Genomic DNA, 16,398 nt, shown 5'->3' on the forward strand with positions numbered 1-16,398 from the left:
CAGCCGTGTCCGTGAAACCGGGGGGAATGTCACGGAGTCCGTCAAACCGAGGGAAGGTCAAGCGCGCTGGTGTGCAGCGCCAACGCGTGCAGGGCGAACCCGATCGCGCTGCACGCCATCCCAGCCAGCCACCATGGGTGACGCAGGGTTGCCCGCACGAACCCGGCGAGCTGTCGGGGTGCCAGCCCCCGAGCATTCGGCACCTGGCCAGCACTGCGCTGCTCCAGAAGGGCCGCGACCGCGAAGGCCCCCACGGCGCACAACGCCAACGGGTAGGCGAGAGGTTAGCCAACGCGGACAACTTGACCCCATCTAGGGATGCGCGTGAGACCTACCAAGTCAGCGGTCACGAATCGGTCAGCTACCCCGGCGCAGGACCCGTCGGCGCCGGGAGCGCAGCCGTCCCCAGAATCACAACCATCCCCGCAATCACCACAGCTATCACCGTTTTCTCGTTTGGAATCAGGCTGGCCCGTTCACGACCTATAGACAATGATCAACAGCGCATCAGAGGTCATGCTGCCCATATCGGTCGGTGTTCGGTCTCAGCGTTCGGTTGTACCTACTGCGGCCGAATCGGTTGAAACTGCTGACAAGGGATCGCGGCCTTCGCTCTCGGCTTCACGCATTCTCCGCCTGAGGGAAATGACGAGCAGGGCAGCCACGGCGAATATCAATCCGAAGAATAGTTGGGTGAGTACATACCCTCCACTGAGATCGCTCAGCACACCGCCAATGTAGGGTCCAATGAAACCTCCGAGATTGCCGACGCCATTGACGATGCCGATTCCGGCGCTGGCAGCGGCTACCGGCATGAGCTTGGTGACCATGGCCCAGAAAGGTCCGTACCAGGCAATGGAGGCGGCGGTGGCCACGACCATGGCGGCTAGTACCAGCCATCTGTGATTGGCTGAGAGGAAGCCGGCGGCGCCTAGTACGACGGCTCCGACGGCCAACGTGACGGCGATGTGGGTGATATGCCTTCCGTGCCTGTCCGCGGATCGGCCGACCAGGAAGATCGCTACGGCGGAGCCGATTGCTGGCAGCATGGCGGCGAGACCCACGTCCAAATCGGTGTGGAACGATTGTTTGAGCAGGGTGGGCAGCCATATTGTGAGTCCCAGCAGGCCTAGTTGAGTGAGGGTGTATATGAGGGCGAACATCCAGACGATGGGGCTGGTGAAAGCGGCCCGAAAAGTCCCTCGGTGCTGAAGAGGCTCGCCTTCTCGTAACCTGGCGCTCTCTATATGAGTGCGTTCGGCGGCCGACAGCCATTTCGCTTTCGCTGGCGTATCCCGCATGACGGCGAGCCAGGCGACGATCCCGAGGATTAGCGGTACGGCGCCCTGAATGATGAACAGGTCGCGCCACGTGCCGTGCGTCAAGATCACACCAGATAACGGCGCTGCGACAAGTGATGATATCGGGGTATATAGCTTGAAGATCGCGTACGCTCGGCCACGTTCGGAAAAGGGGAACCAGGACCTGATCGTAGTCATCAGCGCCGGCTGCACGCCGCCCTCCGCGACGCCAAGCAGGAAGCGGGCCAGCACAAGTTCGGAGTAGGTGTGCGTAAGGCCCGAAAAGATGGCGCAGGCAGACCAGAGCACCATCAGGATTGCGATCCAGTTTTTGGCGCTCCACCGCTCGGCCATGTAACCGCCGGGAACCTGGAGCAGCAGATAACCGAAGAAGAAAACACCGCTCACGAAGCCTTGCTGGGAACCCGTGAGGCCCATGTCCTGCTTGAGGTGCGGAAGCGCAAAGCTGATGTTCGTGCGGTCGATGTAAGCGATGACGTAGATGAAGACGATGATCGGCAGGATCAACGTCCATCGCTTCATTCCGGACAGGCGTCTCCAGGCATCTGCGCGCGTCACGTGCCTACCTCCTCGTAGGTGCTAGCCGAGCATCGTCGGCCCACGACATGCCATGTAAGTACCACTTGTCTACAGAAGTCAATAGTCCGTATGCAAGCCTTGACGCGTGGGAGCGCCCGCTCCGGCTTACCTGCCCTCGTCGTCCTGGCGCACCTGTGCGAGCCAGGAGAGAGCGACATCTGTGTGTCCGTCCAACGTGGACTCGATGTCGTCGAGGAACGTTCGGTCGCCGTGGTGCGTCAGCTCGTGCAGGATCAGGTCACGATCACCGACCTCGATCAACGCGAGCAGTCTGCGATGTCGTCCGACGTTCTGGACGAGGTCTTCCCTGTCTGCTCTGGCGCGGTGGTTGAGGGTCATGCACAGCAGCATCTGCAGTTGCAACGTTCGGTAGGCCGCCTCGAGGCGCTGGTGGCCGGAGAGTCCGATCACGGCGACGTGGAACTCGAAGCTGCACTCGGTGAACGTGGCCTGGTCGCCGGACCGGGCGGCCTCGGCCATGAGCTCGAGCCTGGCTCGGCAGCGGTCGAGTCGTTCGGGATTGCGCACCGGGATACCAAGGCGTACCGCGAGCAACTCGAGCTCCTTACGCAGGGTGAATATCTCGTAGACGTCGTGCAGCGTCAGCGGGGTGACGATGGCACCCTTGCGGGGCACGGACTGAATGAGCCCTTCCCGCTCAAGTACCCGCAGGGCCTCCCGCAGCGGCGGCCTGCTGATACCGAGCTGCTGGGTCAACTGGTTCTCCACCACGCGATCGCCGGGCAACAGCTCGCCGGCGATGATCATGCGGCGAAGTTGGCCCGCGGCGACGTCAACGAGACTGGGCGGCAGGACGAGCCGCGATTCCTGGACTGTGCGCTGGCGGCGATCGGCCACCGGCGTCGGCGGGTGGGTCACGGGCGACCTCGATTCTTGGCGCTGTCGTACCTGTCTGTGGCCGTGCTCAGGTGCTGACTCAACGGGACCATCTGTGGTTGTCAAGCTCACCACGCTCCTGTAGACAATAGTCTAGACGCGGTGAGATGTGCTTCTCATGGAGGTAGGTTGATGATCGAGGACACCGACGAGGCGCGGGAGATAGACGCACCGCTGGCTGGAGTTCGTGTCCTTGAGATCGGCGCGTTCATGGCAGCTCCCTTCGGCACGATGCAGCTCGCCGATCTCGGCGCTGATGTGATCAAAGTGGAGAATCCGGACGGTGGCGATCCTGTCCGAATGATTGGGCCCTACGTGGCCGGGCAGAGCTCGACCTTCGCCCGTCTCAACCGCAACAAGCGCTCGATCGCGCTGGACATCAAGACGGCGCCGGGCAAGCGGGTCCTGACCCAGCTATTGAAGACGGTGGACGTCCTGGTGGAGAACCTGCGCCCGGGCGCGCTTGCGAAGTTGGGTTACGACTACGAGACCGTTCGCGAAATCAACCCGAGGATCATTTATGTGTCGGCATCCGGGTGGGGTCAGGATGGACCACTGGCGGCTCTGCCGGGATTGGACATCATGGCGCAGGCTCGTTCGGGGCTGATGAGCGTCACCGGCGACCCGCAGGGCGACCCGGTCAAGATCGGTGTGCCGATCTGCGATCTGGTGTGCGGGCTGTATCTGGCGATGGGGGTGCTCGCTGCGCTGCGCGCCCGCGAATCGGTCGGCACCGGCCAGCACGTCGACGTTTCATTGTTCGAGTCGGGTGTGTCTTTCACAATCTGGGAGGCGGGCCGTTACTTCGCTACCGGGGAGGCCGGAAAGCGGCTGGGCTCGGCGCATCAGGCGACCGCGCCGTACCAGGCCATCCGCGCTGCCGATGGCTGGGTGACGCTGGGGGCGGTCACGCCGACAACCTGGACCGGTCTGTGCTCCGCGCTTGGTCTCGCGGAACTGGTCGATGATCCGCGCTACCAGGATGCTCACGAGCGGCACCGACACCGCGAGACGCTGATTCCCGCGATTGAGGCGGTGACCGCACTGTGGACGACCGACGCCGTGATCGCCGCGCTCGAATCCGGTGGCGTGCCGTGCGCACCCATCGCCGACACCGCACAGGTCTTCAACGATCAACACCTGACCCAGCGCGGGTTCTTCTGGGATGCCCGGCATCCGGTGATGGGTGCGGTGCGCCAGATCGGGTCGCCGATGCGATTCTCCGCAACGCCAGCGGTCCGCGCCGCCGCGGGGCCACTGCTCGGCGCGGACACCGAAGCTGTGCTCGCCGAGTTCGGCTTCGAGCCTGATGCGATCGATGAGCTGATCGCATCCGGGGTCGTTGCCAGCATGAACGTGCCCCGATTGGCCGCCGACCCGTCCGCTTGACCCTGGAGAAGCCACAGATGTCAGACCAGCTACTGGTCGAACGTGACGGAACCGCGTTGCGGGTGACCTTCAATCGACCCGAGCACCGCAACGCCTTGACCTGGCAGATGTACGCAGACCTCGTCACCGCTTGCGAGGTCGCCGACACCGACTCCGACATCAGGGTGATGGTATTGCGCGGTGCCGGTGACGCGGCCTTCGTTGCCGGCACGGACATCGGCCAGTTCGCCGAGTTCCGCACCGGTGCGGACGGAACCGCCTACGAGCAGAAGATCACCCGCGTCGTGGACCGGTTGGCCAGGGTGCGAGTGCCGACCGTGGCCTCGGTTTCCGGATTCTGTGTCGGTGGAGGGTTGGGGTTGGCAGGCGTGTGCGACATACGCGTCGCGACACGGTCCGCACGGTTCGGCATCCCGATCGCCCGCACGCTCGGCAACTGTTTGGCCATGAGTACTTACTCGCTGATCGTCGGCCACTTGGGCCCGGGACGCGCCCTGGACATGTTGCTGCTGGGACGGTTGTTCACCGCCGAGGAAATGCATGCCATCGGTTTCGTGACGACGCTTTGTGATCAAGCTGAACTTGACGCAAGTACCACCGACATCGTCGACCGTCTAGCCGCGAACGCACCGTTGACGATGTGGGCGGCGAAGGAAGCCATTCGGCGGTTGCGGCAAGCCAACATTCCCGACGGGGACGACATCGTGGCCACGGTGTATGGCAGCGAAGACTTTCACCACGGAGTTGACAGCTTCGTCGCCAAACGGAAACCGCAATGGCAGGGCCGCTGAGTATCGGCCGGACCACTGCTCGTGCGTTGACTTGTCCCACCTGTCGCGACCTGCGCATGTAGGCATGGACCGTGACGCCCGGATTCCGCCGAATCATTTCGATTTCACTATCCGAAAGAAACTATCCGAAAAATCATGAAACTGATCACATCGACTGTCGAGAGGTACACAGTCCTTGAGAGAGACCATGGGCACACTGCTGCACACATGATGAGAGTTCTCCACAATATGAGAAATCCCCGCTGCGGGCCGAATGTTAAAGGACTCACAGATGAGCTATGCGGCAGGCCGTCATTTCCTGCAAATCCCCGGACCGACCAACGTGCCGGACTCAATCTTGCGTGCCATGTCCGCGCCCGTGATCGACCACCGCGGACCGGAGTTCGCCGAACTCGGCCGTGAGTTACTGCAAGGTGTGAAGCCGGTGTTCGGCACAACGAATCCGGTCGTGATCTACCCGGCCACCGGTACCGGGGCCTGGGAAGCGGCGCTGGTCAACACGCTCAGCCCGGGTGATCGGATACTGGGCTTCGAAACCGGGCACTTCGCGACGCTGTGGCGGGAGATGGCTCGCGGTTTTGGCCTCGAGGTGGATTTCGTGCCCGGTGACTGGCGGCACGGGGCGAGCCCCGAGGTCGTCGCGGACACCCTGGCCGCTGATACCGCGCACGCGATCAAGGCCGTGTGCGTGGTGCACAACGAGACCTCTACCGGCGTCACCAGCCGGGTGCCCGACGTGCGCGCCGCGATCGACGCCGCAGGGCACCCCGCCCTGCTTTTGGTGGACACCATCTCCTCGCTCGGGTCGATCGACTACCGGCACGACGAGTGGGGTGTCGACGTCACGGTGGCCGGCTCACAAAAGGGCCTCATGCTCCCGCCGGGCATGAGCTTCAACGCGGTCAGCGAGAAGGCCATGGAGGCGGCCAAGACGGCGGCCCTGCCCAAGACGTTCTGGGACTGGGGTCCGATGCTCGCCGCGAACCAGCGCGGCTTCTTTCCCTACACACCCAATACGAACCTGATGTACGGGCTGAAGGAGGCTCTGCGGCTGCTGAACGAGGAGGGCCTGCCGAATGTGTTCGCCCGCCATGCCCGCCATGCCGAGGCTACCCGGGCCGCGGTGCGGGGCTGGGGTCTCGAGGTGGTTTGTCTGGACGAGCGGGAGCACTCCGGCTCACTGACCGCGGTGCTTGTCCCCGACGGGGTGGACGCGGACAAGGTGCGGGAAGTCATCCTGGACCGGTTCGACATGTCGCTGGGTGCTGGCCTCGGCAAACTAGCGGGGAAGATCTTCCGGATCGGCCACCTCGGTGCGTTCAACGACCTCACCCTGGCCGGCACGCTGGCCGGCGTCCAGATGGGCCTGACGCTGGCCGGGGTCCCGCTGGACCGCACCGGGATCGATGCCGCGCTGGAACGGCTTCAGTCAGAGTGACCCCGGTTCACACCGAGAGGACAGGACCGCGATGACCGCACAGACCACCGAAGCCGGCTCCCGCACCGACCCGGACACCGACCTGGAGCGTGCCTTGGGCGTTGCGGTGCGCGGCGAGGTCGCGTTCGACGACTACAGCCGCCACCTTTTCTCCCGGGATGCCAGCATGTACTCGATCATGCCGCGGGGGGTGGTGTTCCCCCTCGACGCCGACGACGTGGCCGCGGCGGTCGGAGTGGCCGGACGGTTCGGCGTGCCGATCGTGCCGCGCGGCGCTGGCACCAGCTTGGCCGGGCAGACCGTCGGCCCGGGCCTGGTCCTGGACTTCTCCCGACATATGAACCGCATCGTGGACCTCGACCCGGTAGGGCGTACCGCCCTGGTCGAGGTCGGGGTGGTGCAGGACCAGCTGAACCAGGCCGCCGCCGCGCACGGGTTGATATTCGGCCCGGACACCTCCACCAGTAACCGGGCCACGATCGGCGGGATGATCGGTAACAACTCCGCCGGGAGCGGTTCGCTGACGTACGGCATGACGATCGACCACGTTCGCGCACTCGAGGTGGTGTTGGCCGACGGCTCCCAGGCCCGGCTCGAGCCGGTCGACGATGTCGAGCGGAGTCGGCGAGCTCAGGCCGACACGCTCGAGGGCCGGATCTATCGGGAGCTACCCGAGTTGGTCACGGCGAACGAGAAGGCGATCGCGGCCGGGATGCCGGTGTTCTGGCGGCGCGCCTGCGGATACCGGCTGGACCGCCTCGCCGGCTACGGCGAGGCGAACCCGTTCGACCTGGCCAAGTTCGTGGTCGGCGCGGAGGGCACGCTTGTCGTGGTCACCCGCGCGGTGGTTGACCTGGTGCCCAAGCCGGGCCGCACCGTCTACGCCGTCGGGCACTTCGCGACCACGCACGGGGCGATCTCGGCCACCGCGGACGCGCTGTCGTGTGAGCCGCACCAGGTCGAGTTAATGGACCGAACGATCCTCGAGCTGTCCAGGCGGAAGATCGAGTACGCGGACCTGGGCAATCATCTGGTCGGGGACCCGGAGGCGTTGCTGTTCGTGTCGTTCACCGGTGACGATGAGGATGAGCTGGTCGCCAAGCTGGACCGGGTTGCCGCGCTGTGGCAGCGCAACGGGCACGGATACCACACGCTGCGCGCGGTCACCACGGCCGAGCAGACGGCGCTGTTGAAGGTGCGCAAGTCCAGCCTGGGCCTGCTGATGGCCGCCGGCGAGGGCACCCGCCGCCCGCTGGCGTTCGTGGAGGACACCGCGGTGGACCCGGTGCACCTACCGGAGTACACCCGACGGTTCAAGGAAATCCTCGACGAGCACCAGTTGCAGGCCGGGTTCTACGGTCACTGCTCGGTGGGTTGCCTGCACATTCGTCCGTTCATCGACCTCACTGACCCGGCCCAGGTCGCGACGATGCGCACGGTCGCGGAGAAGATCAAGGATCTGGTGGCGGAGTACGGCGGAGTGAACTCCAGCGAGCACGGCGACGGGCTGGCCCGCAGCGAGTTCAACCGCGAGATCTTCGGCGAGGAACTGTACGAGGCGATGCGCAAGGTCAAGGTGCTGTTCGACCCGCACGGCGTGATGAACCCCGGCAAGATCGTGGACGCGCCGTCGATGACGGAGAACCTGCGCGACCGCGACGCTCTTCCCCCGGCGCGCCCGATCACCACGATGCTGCGGTTCGAGGTCGTCGGCGGGATGCGGGGCGCGGCCGACCGGTGCATGAACATCGGGCTGTGCCGAAAGTCGACCGTAGGTGTGATGTGCCCGTCCTACATCGCCACCAAACAGGAAGAGCACTCCACCCGCGGCCGGGCCAACGCGCTGGTCAAGGCGCTCTCCGAGCCCGATCCGGCCGCGGCGTTGGGCGGCGAGCGGCTGCACGAAATCCTCGACCTGTGCCTGATGTGCAAGGCGTGCAAAAGCGAATGCCCGATGAGCGTGGACATGGCCTCGCTCAAGGCCGAGACACTGCACCACCACCACCAGGCGCACGGCGTGCCGCTGCGCTCGCGGGTCTTCGGTGCGATCCGCACGCTCAACCGACTGGGTTCGGCGACGGCCCCACTGTCCAACCTGCCCGGCCGGGTCGGCGTATTGCGCACACTGCTGGACCGAGCGGTGGGGATCGCCCCGGCGCGCCCACTGCCCGAGTTCACCCGGGACAACGTGGTGCGCTGGTCGCGCCGCCGGGGTACCCACGGGGCGTCGATGGGCACTTCGATGGGCACGGTGAACTGGCTCGCCGACTCGTTCACCACCTTCACGGAGCCGCACATCGGCAAAGCCGCGATCGAGCTGCTGGAGTCCGCCGGCTGGCGGGTGCAGTTGGCCAGCGGCGGGTGCTGCGGGCGGTCCAGCCTGTCCAAGGGTCTGCTCGACGACGCGAAGAAGAAGGCGCGCGGGCTGGTCACGTCGCTGGCCCGCGACACCGAACCCGGCTCGCCCATCGTCGGCTGCGAGCCGTCGTGCGTGTTCACACTGCGCGACGAGACGACGGCGCTGCTCGCCGACATCCCCGCCGTGCACGAGGTGAAGGACCGGGTCCGCCAAGTCGAGGAGCTGCTCGCGGAGGCGATCGACGCCGGGCGGCTGCGCCTGGACGAGAACTCCTGGTTGGCCGGGCGGCGGGTGGTGTTTCACGGCCACTGCCATCAGAAGGCCGAAGTGGGCACGGCCGCGACCATGGCACTACTGGGCCGTATTCCGGGTGTGCAGGTCGTCGAGATCGACGCCGGGTGCTGCGGCATGGCGGGGTCGTTCGGGTTCGAGTCCGAGCATTACGAGACGTCGATGACGGTCGGGCGGGACCGGCTGTTCCCCCTACTGGCGGCCGAGCCCGCGGACACGATTATCGCGGCGACCGGGGTGTCCTGCCGCCAGCAGATCTTCCACGGCGTCGGGCGGACCGCCTGGCACCCGGTCGAGCTGGTACGCGAGGCGCTGGCCGGCGCTCCCTCGCCCGGCCGCGGCTGAAAGACGCGACATGCGGATCGTGCGCTACGAGCTGAACGGTGTGGTGGGCCAGGGCGTCCTGGAGGCGTCGCCGTCCGGCGATGTCGTCCGGGAGCCGCGGCCCGGTGGGGGTGCGCCGGGCCCAGTCGCCGCGCGCCTGGACGAGGTGAGGCTGCTCGCCCCGTGTGAGCCGAGGACGATTGTCTGCGCGGGTAGCAACTACGCCGGCCAGCTTGCGGAGAAGGGACTGCCGTGGCCGGAGCACCCAGCGCTGTTCCTGATCGCGCCCAACGCGGTCGCCGGTCCGGGACAGCCGGTGCTGCGACCACATGAGGTGGCGCGCCTGGAGTACGAGGGCGAACTCGCGGTCGTCATCGGGCGCACGGCCCGCGACGTGCCGGTGGAGCGTTTCCACGACTTCGTGCTCGGATACACCTGCGCGAACGATGTCACCGCCGCCGACTGGCGCTCGGACGGACAGTGGGCCCGGGCGAAGAGCGCCGACACGTTCTGCCCGCTGGGCCCGTGGATCGAGACCGACATACCCGATCCGGGCGACCTCGTGCTCACCACCCGCCTGGGCGGGCGGGTGGTACAGAAGGCCCCAACCCGAGAGATGGTCTTCGGCGTCGGACAGCTGCTGGCCTACGTGACTCGCTGGATCACCCTGCAACCCGGGGACGTGCTGCTCACCGGGAGCCCGAGCGGCGTCGGGCCAATGGTCCCTGGCGACGTCGTGGACGTCGAAATCTCGCGCATCGGCACCCTGCGTAATCCGGTCGCTGCCCGCCCCTAACTCGTCCCATCGCACTCTCGAAACAGTGGGAAAGGTTATTCCACAATACGGAAGGAACGGATATGGATCACACGCTGTCCTACGCCGTGAACTGCTCGATCCTGCTCACCGAGCTCCCGGTGCTGCAGCGGCCCGACGCGGCCCGCGCGGCCGGGTTCGATGCCGTTGAGTTCTGGTGGCCGTTCGCCGACACGGTGCCCGGTGATGCCGAGGTGGAGGCGTTCGCCCGGGCGATCGAGGACGCCGGCGTCGCGCTCAGCGGGCTCAACCTCGCGGCCGGGAACATGCCGGCCGGCGACCGCGGGCTGGTGTCCTGGCCGGGCCGCGAACAGGAACTGCGGGACAACCTGGACGTGGTGGCCGGAATCGGCAAGCGGCTGGACTGTCGGGTGTTCAACGCCCTGTACGGCAATCGGATCGACGGGGCCGATCCGGTCCACCAGGACGAGCTGGCCCGGGAGAACCTGGCACTGGCCGCGGCGGCGCTCGCCCCGCTGGGCGGGCGGATCGTGCTGGAACCGGTCAGCGGCGTGCACCGCTATCCCCTGCGCACCGCCGCGGACGCGGTCGCGGTGCTCGACACGCTGGCCCCGCACACCGCGTGGCTGCTTGCCGATCTCTACCACCTGGCCGTCAACGGTGACAATGTGCCGGACGCGATCGCCGCGCACGCCCCGCGGATCGCACACGTGCAGATCGCCGACGCTCCCGGCCGGGGCGCGCCGGGGACTGGGACGCTCCCGCTGCAGGACTGGCTCACCGCGTTGCAGGTCGCGGGCTACTCCGGGCGGGTCGGATTGGAATACAAGGACAACGGTCCAGACCCGTTCGGCTGGTTGCCCCGCGAGCGGCGCGGCTCCGGCGGGACGAACCGATGACCATCGAGGAGCAGGACAGGAGCACCCAGGTCGCCGCCAGCACCGTGACGGTCGCCGTGATCGGGCTCGGCATCATGGGCGGGCCGATGGCGGCCAACCTGGTCAAAGCCGGCTACGACGTCATTGGCTACAACCGCGGCCGGGTCAGGGTCGACGCGCTGGTCGCGCGGGGCGGGCGCGCCGCCCGCGACGTGGCCAGCGCCGTGGCCGGCGCCGATGTGGTGCTGACCATGTTGCCGGACTCGCCGGATGTCGAGGACGTTGTCCTCGGCCGGGACGGGGTGTTCGCGCACATCCGTCCGCGCGGCCTCTGGATCGACACCAGCACGATCCGCCCTGACGTAGCCGTGCGGCTGGCCGCGGCCGCCGGCGAGCGGGCGGTCCGGGCCGTCGACGCCCCGGTCTCCGGCGGCGAGGCGGGCGCGATCGACGCCAGCTTGTCGATCATGGTCGGTGGTGCTGAGGCGGATGTCGAAGCCGCCCGCCCGGTACTCGACACCGTCGGCTCCACCGTCGTGCACGTGGGCCCCGCCGGATCCGGGCAGACCGTGAAGGCGGCCAACCAGCTGATCGTCGCCGGGACGATCGAGCTGGTCGCCGAGGCCCTGGTTTTCCTGGACGCCCACGGTGTGGACGCCGAGGCCGCGGTCCGGGTGCTGGCCGGAGGCTTGGCCGGTAACCGGATCCTGGACCGCAAGGCCGCCGGCATGATCGCCGGCGAGTACACCCCCGGATTCCGGGTGGACCTGCACCACAAGGATCTGGGCATCGTCACCGCCGCGGCTCGTGAGGCGGGGGTCGCGATCCCACTCGGCGCGGCCGTAGCCCAACTGATGGGCGCGCTGCGCGCCCGCGGTCACGGCTCGTTGGACCACTCCGCGTTGCGACTGCTGGTCGAGGAGCTCTCCGGCCGCACCCGCCGCACCTGACCGTCCCGACCGTTCACATTTCTGGAGGTCCGTCATGGCACGTATGCGCGCGGTCGACGCCGCGGTGCTGATCCTTGAGCGCGAGGGCGCCACGCAGACCTTCGGGTTGCCCGGCGCCGCGATCAACCCCTTCTACTCCGCGATGCGGGCCCACGGTGGGATCCGGCACATCCTGGCCCGCCACGTCGAGGGGGCCTCCCACATGGCCGAGGGCTACACCCGCGCCCGGGCCGGGAACATCGGTGTATGTGTCGGGACCTCCGGCCCGGCCGGAACCGACATGATCACCGGCCTGTACTCGGCCTGGGCCGACTCGATCCCGATCCTGTGCATCACCGGGCAGGCCCCGGTCGCGAAGCTGCACAAGGAAGATTTCCAGGCCGTCGACATCACCTCCATCGCCCGCACCGTGACCAAAGCGGCGACCACCGTGATGGAACCGGCCCAGGTCCCGGGCACCTTCCAGCAGGCGTTCCACCTCATGCGCTCCGGGCGACCCGGGCCGGTGCTGATCGACCTGCCACTGGACGTGCAGCAGACCGAGATCGAGTTCGACATCGACACCTACCAGCCGCTGCCGGTGTACAAGCCCGCCGCGACCCGGGCCCAGGCCGAGAAGGCGCTGGACATGCTGGCCTCGGCCGAGCGACCGCTGATCGTCGCCGGCGGCGGGATCGTCAACGCCGACGGGTGCGCGGAACTCGTCGAGCTCGCTGAGATGCTCGACATACCGGTCGTTCCGACCCTCATGGGCTGGGGCTCGATCCCGGACGACCACCGACTCATGGCCGGCATGGTGGGCCTGCAGACCGCGCACCGCTACGGCAACGCCACGCTACTGGAATCCGACTTCGTGCTCGGTATCGGCAACCGATGGGCCAACCGGCACACCGGCGGTCTGGACACCTACACCCGCGGCCGCACGTTCGTCCACGTCGACATCGAGCCGACCCAGATCGGTCGGGTGTTCGCCCCGGACTACTCGATCGTCTCGGACGCGCGCGCGGCCCTGCGGCAGCTGCTGGAGGTCGCCCGGGACCGCCGCGCCGCGGGCACATTGCCTGACCGGCGCGACTGGGTCAGCGAGTGCGGCGAACGCAAGCGAACGCTGCACCGGCGCACCGACTACGACGACGTCCCAGTCAAGCCGCAGCGGGTCTACCAGGAGATGAACGCGGCGTTCGGACCGGACGTGCGCTACGTGTCCACGATCGGGCTCTCGCAGATCGCGGGCGGACAATTCCTGCACGTCTACCGACCGCGGCACTGGATCAACTGCGGCCAGGCCGGTCCCCTGGGCTGGACGGTACCGGCCGCGTTGGGCGTGTGCGCCGCCGAACCGAACGCCACCGTGGTCGCGCTCTCCGGCGACTACGACTTCCAGTTCATGATCGAGGAGCTGGCCGTTGGCGCGCAGTTCAACCTGCCCTACATCCAGGTACTGGTGAACAACGCCTACCTCGGCCTGATCCGCCAGGCACAGCGCGCGTTCGACATGGACTACCAGGTCGAGCTCGCGTTCCGCAACGTCAACTCGCCCGAGCTCGGGGAGTACGGCGTGGACCACGTCAAGGTAGCGGAGGGGTTGGGTTGCAAAGCGATCCGGGTGCGCGAGCCGGCCGCACTCGCGGACGCGTTCGAGCAGGCACGCAAACTGATGGCCGAGTACCGGGTGCCGGTCGTCGTGGAGATCATCCTGGAACGGGTCACGAACATCGCTATGGGCACCGAGCTCGACGGCATCGTGGAGTTCGAGGCGCTCGCCGACGCCGATATCACGGCGACGCCCACGACGGAGACACTGCACTGAGACGGCCGTGCGGCAGCTCGCGGCAAGTGCCGAGATCCGACCCGGAGCTATTCGAGACCCGACGCCGTTAATCCGACGAGCCCAAGAACGGCGAAGTTCATCGAAAGAAAGACCAAAAAAGGATAACGGCACGAATCTGGGGGTTCGGCACGGCGACCCTGGGCGCGCTCAACCTCTACGCCGCCCAACCCGACGTCTTCACCCCGGACGCGGAAATCCTGGCGGAGCTGGTCGCCCAGCACGCCGCGATCGCTCTCGCCGGGGCCACCCGCGAACACCACCTCAACGCCGCGCTGGTCAACCGGGACGTGCTCGGGCAGGCCAAAGGCATCCTCATGCAACGCGACCGACTCACCACCCTGCATGCCTTCCAACTACTGGTCCGGACGTCGCAGGAAACCAACGTCAAGATCGTCGAGGTCGCCCGCTGGCTGATCACCGAAACCCAAACAATGCCCGTGGCCTGCACTGCGTCGGAGACCCCAACCCGTTTCCCCAGTGGCGACCGGCCAGGCTCAGCTCGACCGGCCACGGCGAGAACAGGGTCGCCGACAACTCGTGACCGTGGAATCCGCGTCCATACCATTCGTTTTCAGCGGCTAGGTATCGTGCCCGGACGGGCGGGAAGCCGACGGCAGCTATGGGATGGAGAGTCCGGGCATGTCTCTGCGACTGAAGCCTCACGAGCGCGGGTTTTATCCGCTGTTCGCCGAGGCTGGCCGGAACATTGAGGCCGCGGCGGGCAACCTGGCGGCGCTCATGGCTTCCCATCCGGAGGGGCGTCCCGCGTTGGCCACGCGGGTGAAGGAGGCGGAGCGACGGGGGGACGAGCTGACCCGTGAGGTCCTGTTGAAGCTCAACTCGACCTTTGTGACCCCGTTCGACCGCGAGGACATCTATCGGTTGGCCACCTCGCTCGACAACGTGATCGATGCGATCGAGGAGGCGGCCGATCGGATTGTGCTGTACCGCATCGGGGCCCTGCCCAGCAGGCTCGTCACCCAGTGCGACACGTTGTGTCGAGCTGCCCGGTGCACGGCCGATGCGATGGGTCGCCTGACAACGGTGTCGGAGCTGGGGGACTACTTCGCGGAGATCAACACTCTGGAGGACGAGGCCGACGAGCTCTATCGCGACGTGATCAGTGAACTGTTGAGCTCGACGCACACGTCGGTGGGTGATCTACAAGACGCGTTGAAGGTAAAGGAGGTAATGGAGGCCCTGGAAGAGGCCGCGGACGCGTTCGAAACTGTCGCGCACACCGTCGAAGCCATCGCGGTCAAGGAGACCTAGCCCATGGAGCTGGCCACGGTGGTACTGGTCATCGTTGTTGCGCTCGGTTTCGACTACACCAACGGTTTCCACGACGCGGCGAACGCGATCGCCACCTCGATCTCCACCCGCGCACTGACCCCCCGTGCGGCCCTGGGAATGGCTGCGGTGATGAACCTGGTCGGGGCGTTTCTTGGTACCGGGGTCGCCAGTACCGTCGGCGAAGGCATCATCAACGCGCCGCGCGGCATAACCGGCTTGGTGATCGTGCTGTCGGCGCTGGTCGGGGCCATCGTGTGGAACCTAATCACCTGGTACTTCGGGCTCCCGTCGTCCTCGACCCACGGGCTGATCGGGGGACTGGTAGGCGCGGCGCTCTCGGCCTCCGCGTCGGTGCACTGGACGGGGGTAGTGACGAAGGTCGTAGTCCCGATGCTCGTCTCACCGCTGGTCGGGTTCGCCTTAGCAGGTTCGCTGATGCTCGCACTGTTGTGGATATTCCGGCGCGGTCGCCCGGCGAAAGTGAACAGAGGTTTCCGTCGCGCCCAAATCATCTCGGCGATGGCGATGGCGCTGGGTCACGGGCTGCAGGACGCCCAGAAGACCATGGGCGTGATTGTGCTGGCCCTCGTCGTGGCCGGCGGCCAAAACGGCTTCGCCATCCCGCCATGGGTGATCCTCTGCTCGGCCGGGGCGATCTCCGCGGGCACCGCCTCCGGCGGCTGGCGGGTGATGCGTACCCTCGGTCGGCGCGTGATCGCGCTGGACCCGCCGCATGGCTTCGCAGCGGAGACCGCCGCGGCCACCGTGCTGTACGTGACCGCGTTCGCCTTCGCCGCCCCGATCTCCACCACACACACCATCACCTCAGCGGTGTTCGGCGTCGGCGCGACCAAACGACTCTCTGCGGTGCGCTGGGGCATCGCCGGCCACATCATCACGGCCTGGGTCCTCACCCTGCCCATGGCCGCCCTCTTCGCCGCAATCGCCTTCCAATGCCTGCACCTGCTCGTCCGCTGAGCTCGCGCTGCTCATTGATCTAGGCTGCTAGGGCTTGGTGGTGCATTGACTCCCTGACACCGCCATCTACTTCGGGACGTCCGGGCTGACCCCACTCAACTATGTACACCATCCGAGATTTTGTCCGGGCACCCGCCGCGCGGGGTCCTGCACGACGTGCGCGATCATCTGCCACTTCTGCGCCGGCCATCTCACCCCGGCCAAGACTTCGTTGATGCGCAGCGTGTCCTCGCGGTATCCCAGCCACGGTGTGAGTGCCCGAAACCTCGCGCACTGACTTTGACCTGGCGCTTCACGGCTGGT

15 protein-coding genes are annotated in these 16,398 nt (G+C 66.8%); 11 read left to right on the forward strand and 4 right to left on the reverse strand.

Annotated features, from left to right (window positions below; translation table 11 throughout):
* Positions 1–41: 41 nt before the first annotated feature.
* From ACTXG6_RS32570 to ACTXG6_RS32580, 3 genes are all read right to left on the reverse strand, one after another.
* Positions 42–254 (reverse strand): hypothetical protein, encoded by a 213-nt coding sequence (locus tag ACTXG6_RS32570; protein WP_445183242.1) that lies wholly within the window; start codon positions 252–254, stop codon positions 42–44.
* 291 nt (positions 255–545) lie between these two features.
* Positions 546–1,880, reverse strand: coding sequence for an MFS transporter (locus ACTXG6_RS32575; RefSeq protein ID WP_445183243.1), 1,335 nt, complete (start codon positions 1,878–1,880; stop codon positions 546–548).
* A 126-nt stretch (positions 1,881–2,006) separates the two neighbouring features.
* Positions 2,007–2,780, reverse strand: coding sequence for a GntR family transcriptional regulator (locus ACTXG6_RS32580; RefSeq protein WP_445183244.1), 774 nt, complete (start codon positions 2,778–2,780; stop codon positions 2,007–2,009).
* 150 nt (positions 2,781–2,930) lie between these two features.
* Here ACTXG6_RS32580 and ACTXG6_RS32585 point away from each other — a divergent pair, with 150 nt between their 5' ends.
* The 8 genes from ACTXG6_RS32585 to gcl all read left to right on the forward strand — a co-directional run bounded on the left by ACTXG6_RS32585 (position 2,931) and on the right by gcl (position 13,803).
* Entirely contained in the window at positions 2,931–4,187 is a 1,257-nt protein-coding gene (locus ACTXG6_RS32585) for a CaiB/BaiF CoA transferase family protein (RefSeq protein WP_445183245.1), read from the forward strand.
* Positions 4,188–4,204: 17 nt separating this feature from the next.
* Complete coding sequence (locus ACTXG6_RS32590; protein ID WP_445183246.1) at positions 4,205–4,978, forward strand: enoyl-CoA hydratase/isomerase family protein; 774 nt, start codon at positions 4,205–4,207, stop codon at positions 4,976–4,978.
* 271 nt (positions 4,979–5,249) lie between these two features.
* Positions 5,250–6,416, forward strand: coding sequence for a pyridoxal-phosphate-dependent aminotransferase family protein (locus ACTXG6_RS32595; protein ID WP_445183247.1), 1,167 nt, complete (start codon positions 5,250–5,252; stop codon positions 6,414–6,416).
* 31 nt (positions 6,417–6,447) lie between these two features.
* The gene (locus ACTXG6_RS32600; protein ID WP_445183248.1) at positions 6,448–9,411 is read left to right on the forward strand and encodes an FAD-binding and (Fe-S)-binding domain-containing protein; all 2,964 of its coding nucleotides are present in this window, start codon (positions 6,448–6,450) and stop codon (positions 9,409–9,411) included.
* A gap of 10 nt (positions 9,412–9,421) precedes the next feature.
* On the forward strand, positions 9,422–10,186 hold the full coding sequence (locus ACTXG6_RS32605; RefSeq protein ID WP_445183249.1) for a fumarylacetoacetate hydrolase family protein: 765 nt from the start codon (positions 9,422–9,424) through the stop codon (positions 10,184–10,186).
* 62 nt (positions 10,187–10,248) lie between these two features.
* Entirely contained in the window at positions 10,249–11,064 is an 816-nt protein-coding gene (locus ACTXG6_RS32610) for a hydroxypyruvate isomerase family protein (RefSeq protein ID WP_445183250.1), read from the forward strand.
* Complete coding sequence (locus ACTXG6_RS32615; RefSeq protein WP_445183251.1) at positions 11,061–11,993, forward strand: NAD(P)-dependent oxidoreductase; 933 nt, start codon at positions 11,061–11,063, stop codon at positions 11,991–11,993. Before ACTXG6_RS32610 ends, ACTXG6_RS32615 begins: the two co-directional genes overlap by 4 nt.
* A gap of 34 nt (positions 11,994–12,027) precedes the next feature.
* Positions 12,028–13,803, forward strand: a complete 1,776-nt coding sequence (gene gcl, locus ACTXG6_RS32620) for a glyoxylate carboligase (protein ID WP_445183252.1) — start codon at positions 12,028–12,030, stop codon at positions 13,801–13,803.
* A 47-nt stretch (positions 13,804–13,850) separates the two neighbouring features.
* Here the strand turns inward: gcl and ACTXG6_RS32625 are convergent, their stop codons facing one another.
* Positions 13,851–14,177 (reverse strand): hypothetical protein, encoded by a 327-nt coding sequence (locus ACTXG6_RS32625; RefSeq protein WP_445190339.1) that lies wholly within the window; start codon positions 14,175–14,177, stop codon positions 13,851–13,853.
* Here ACTXG6_RS32625 and ACTXG6_RS32630 point away from each other — a divergent pair.
* From ACTXG6_RS32630 to ACTXG6_RS32640, 3 genes are read left to right on the forward strand one after another with little or no spacing between them, the layout of a single operon-like run.
* Positions 14,139–14,534, forward strand: coding sequence for an ANTAR domain-containing protein (locus tag ACTXG6_RS32630; protein ID WP_445183253.1), 396 nt, complete (start codon positions 14,139–14,141; stop codon positions 14,532–14,534). The genes ACTXG6_RS32625 and ACTXG6_RS32630 overlap by 39 nt on opposite strands.
* Positions 14,464–15,096, forward strand: coding sequence for a DUF47 domain-containing protein (locus tag ACTXG6_RS32635; RefSeq protein ID WP_445183254.1), 633 nt, complete (start codon positions 14,464–14,466; stop codon positions 15,094–15,096). The genes ACTXG6_RS32630 and ACTXG6_RS32635 overlap by 71 nt, the downstream gene beginning before the upstream one ends.
* 3 nt (positions 15,097–15,099) lie before the next feature.
* Positions 15,100–16,095, forward strand: a complete 996-nt coding sequence (locus ACTXG6_RS32640) for an anion permease (RefSeq protein ID WP_445183255.1) — start codon at positions 15,100–15,102, stop codon at positions 16,093–16,095.
* Positions 16,096–16,398 lie beyond the last annotated feature (303 nt).

The sequence above is a fragment of the Pseudonocardia sp. Cha107L01 genome (assembly GCF_052566575.1).

Excerpts from the sequence above, each read along its gene's own strand:
- ACTXG6_RS32585 (WP_445183245.1), top strand. The coding sequence starts at position 2,931 with ATGATCGAGGACACCGACGAGGCGCGGGAGATAGACGCACCGCTGGCT.
- ACTXG6_RS32590 (WP_445183246.1), top strand. The coding sequence starts at position 4,205 with ATGTCAGACCAGCTACTGGTCGAACGTGACGGAACCGCGTTGCGGGTG.
- ACTXG6_RS32595 (WP_445183247.1), top strand. The coding sequence starts at position 5,250 with ATGAGCTATGCGGCAGGCCGTCATTTCCTGCAAATCCCCGGACCGACC.
- ACTXG6_RS32600 (WP_445183248.1), top strand. The coding sequence starts at position 6,448 with ATGACCGCACAGACCACCGAAGCCGGCTCCCGCACCGACCCGGACACC.
- ACTXG6_RS32605 (WP_445183249.1), top strand. The coding sequence starts at position 9,422 with ATGCGGATCGTGCGCTACGAGCTGAACGGTGTGGTGGGCCAGGGCGTC.
- ACTXG6_RS32610 (WP_445183250.1), top strand. The coding sequence starts at position 10,249 with ATGGATCACACGCTGTCCTACGCCGTGAACTGCTCGATCCTGCTCACC.
- ACTXG6_RS32615 (WP_445183251.1), top strand. The coding sequence starts at position 11,061 with ATGACCATCGAGGAGCAGGACAGGAGCACCCAGGTCGCCGCCAGCACC.
- gcl (WP_445183252.1), top strand. The coding sequence starts at position 12,028 with ATGGCACGTATGCGCGCGGTCGACGCCGCGGTGCTGATCCTTGAGCGC.
- ACTXG6_RS32630 (WP_445183253.1), top strand. The coding sequence starts at position 14,139 with ATGCAACGCGACCGACTCACCACCCTGCATGCCTTCCAACTACTGGTC.
- ACTXG6_RS32635 (WP_445183254.1), top strand. The coding sequence starts at position 14,464 with ATGTCTCTGCGACTGAAGCCTCACGAGCGCGGGTTTTATCCGCTGTTC.
- ACTXG6_RS32640 (WP_445183255.1), top strand. The coding sequence starts at position 15,100 with ATGGAGCTGGCCACGGTGGTACTGGTCATCGTTGTTGCGCTCGGTTTC.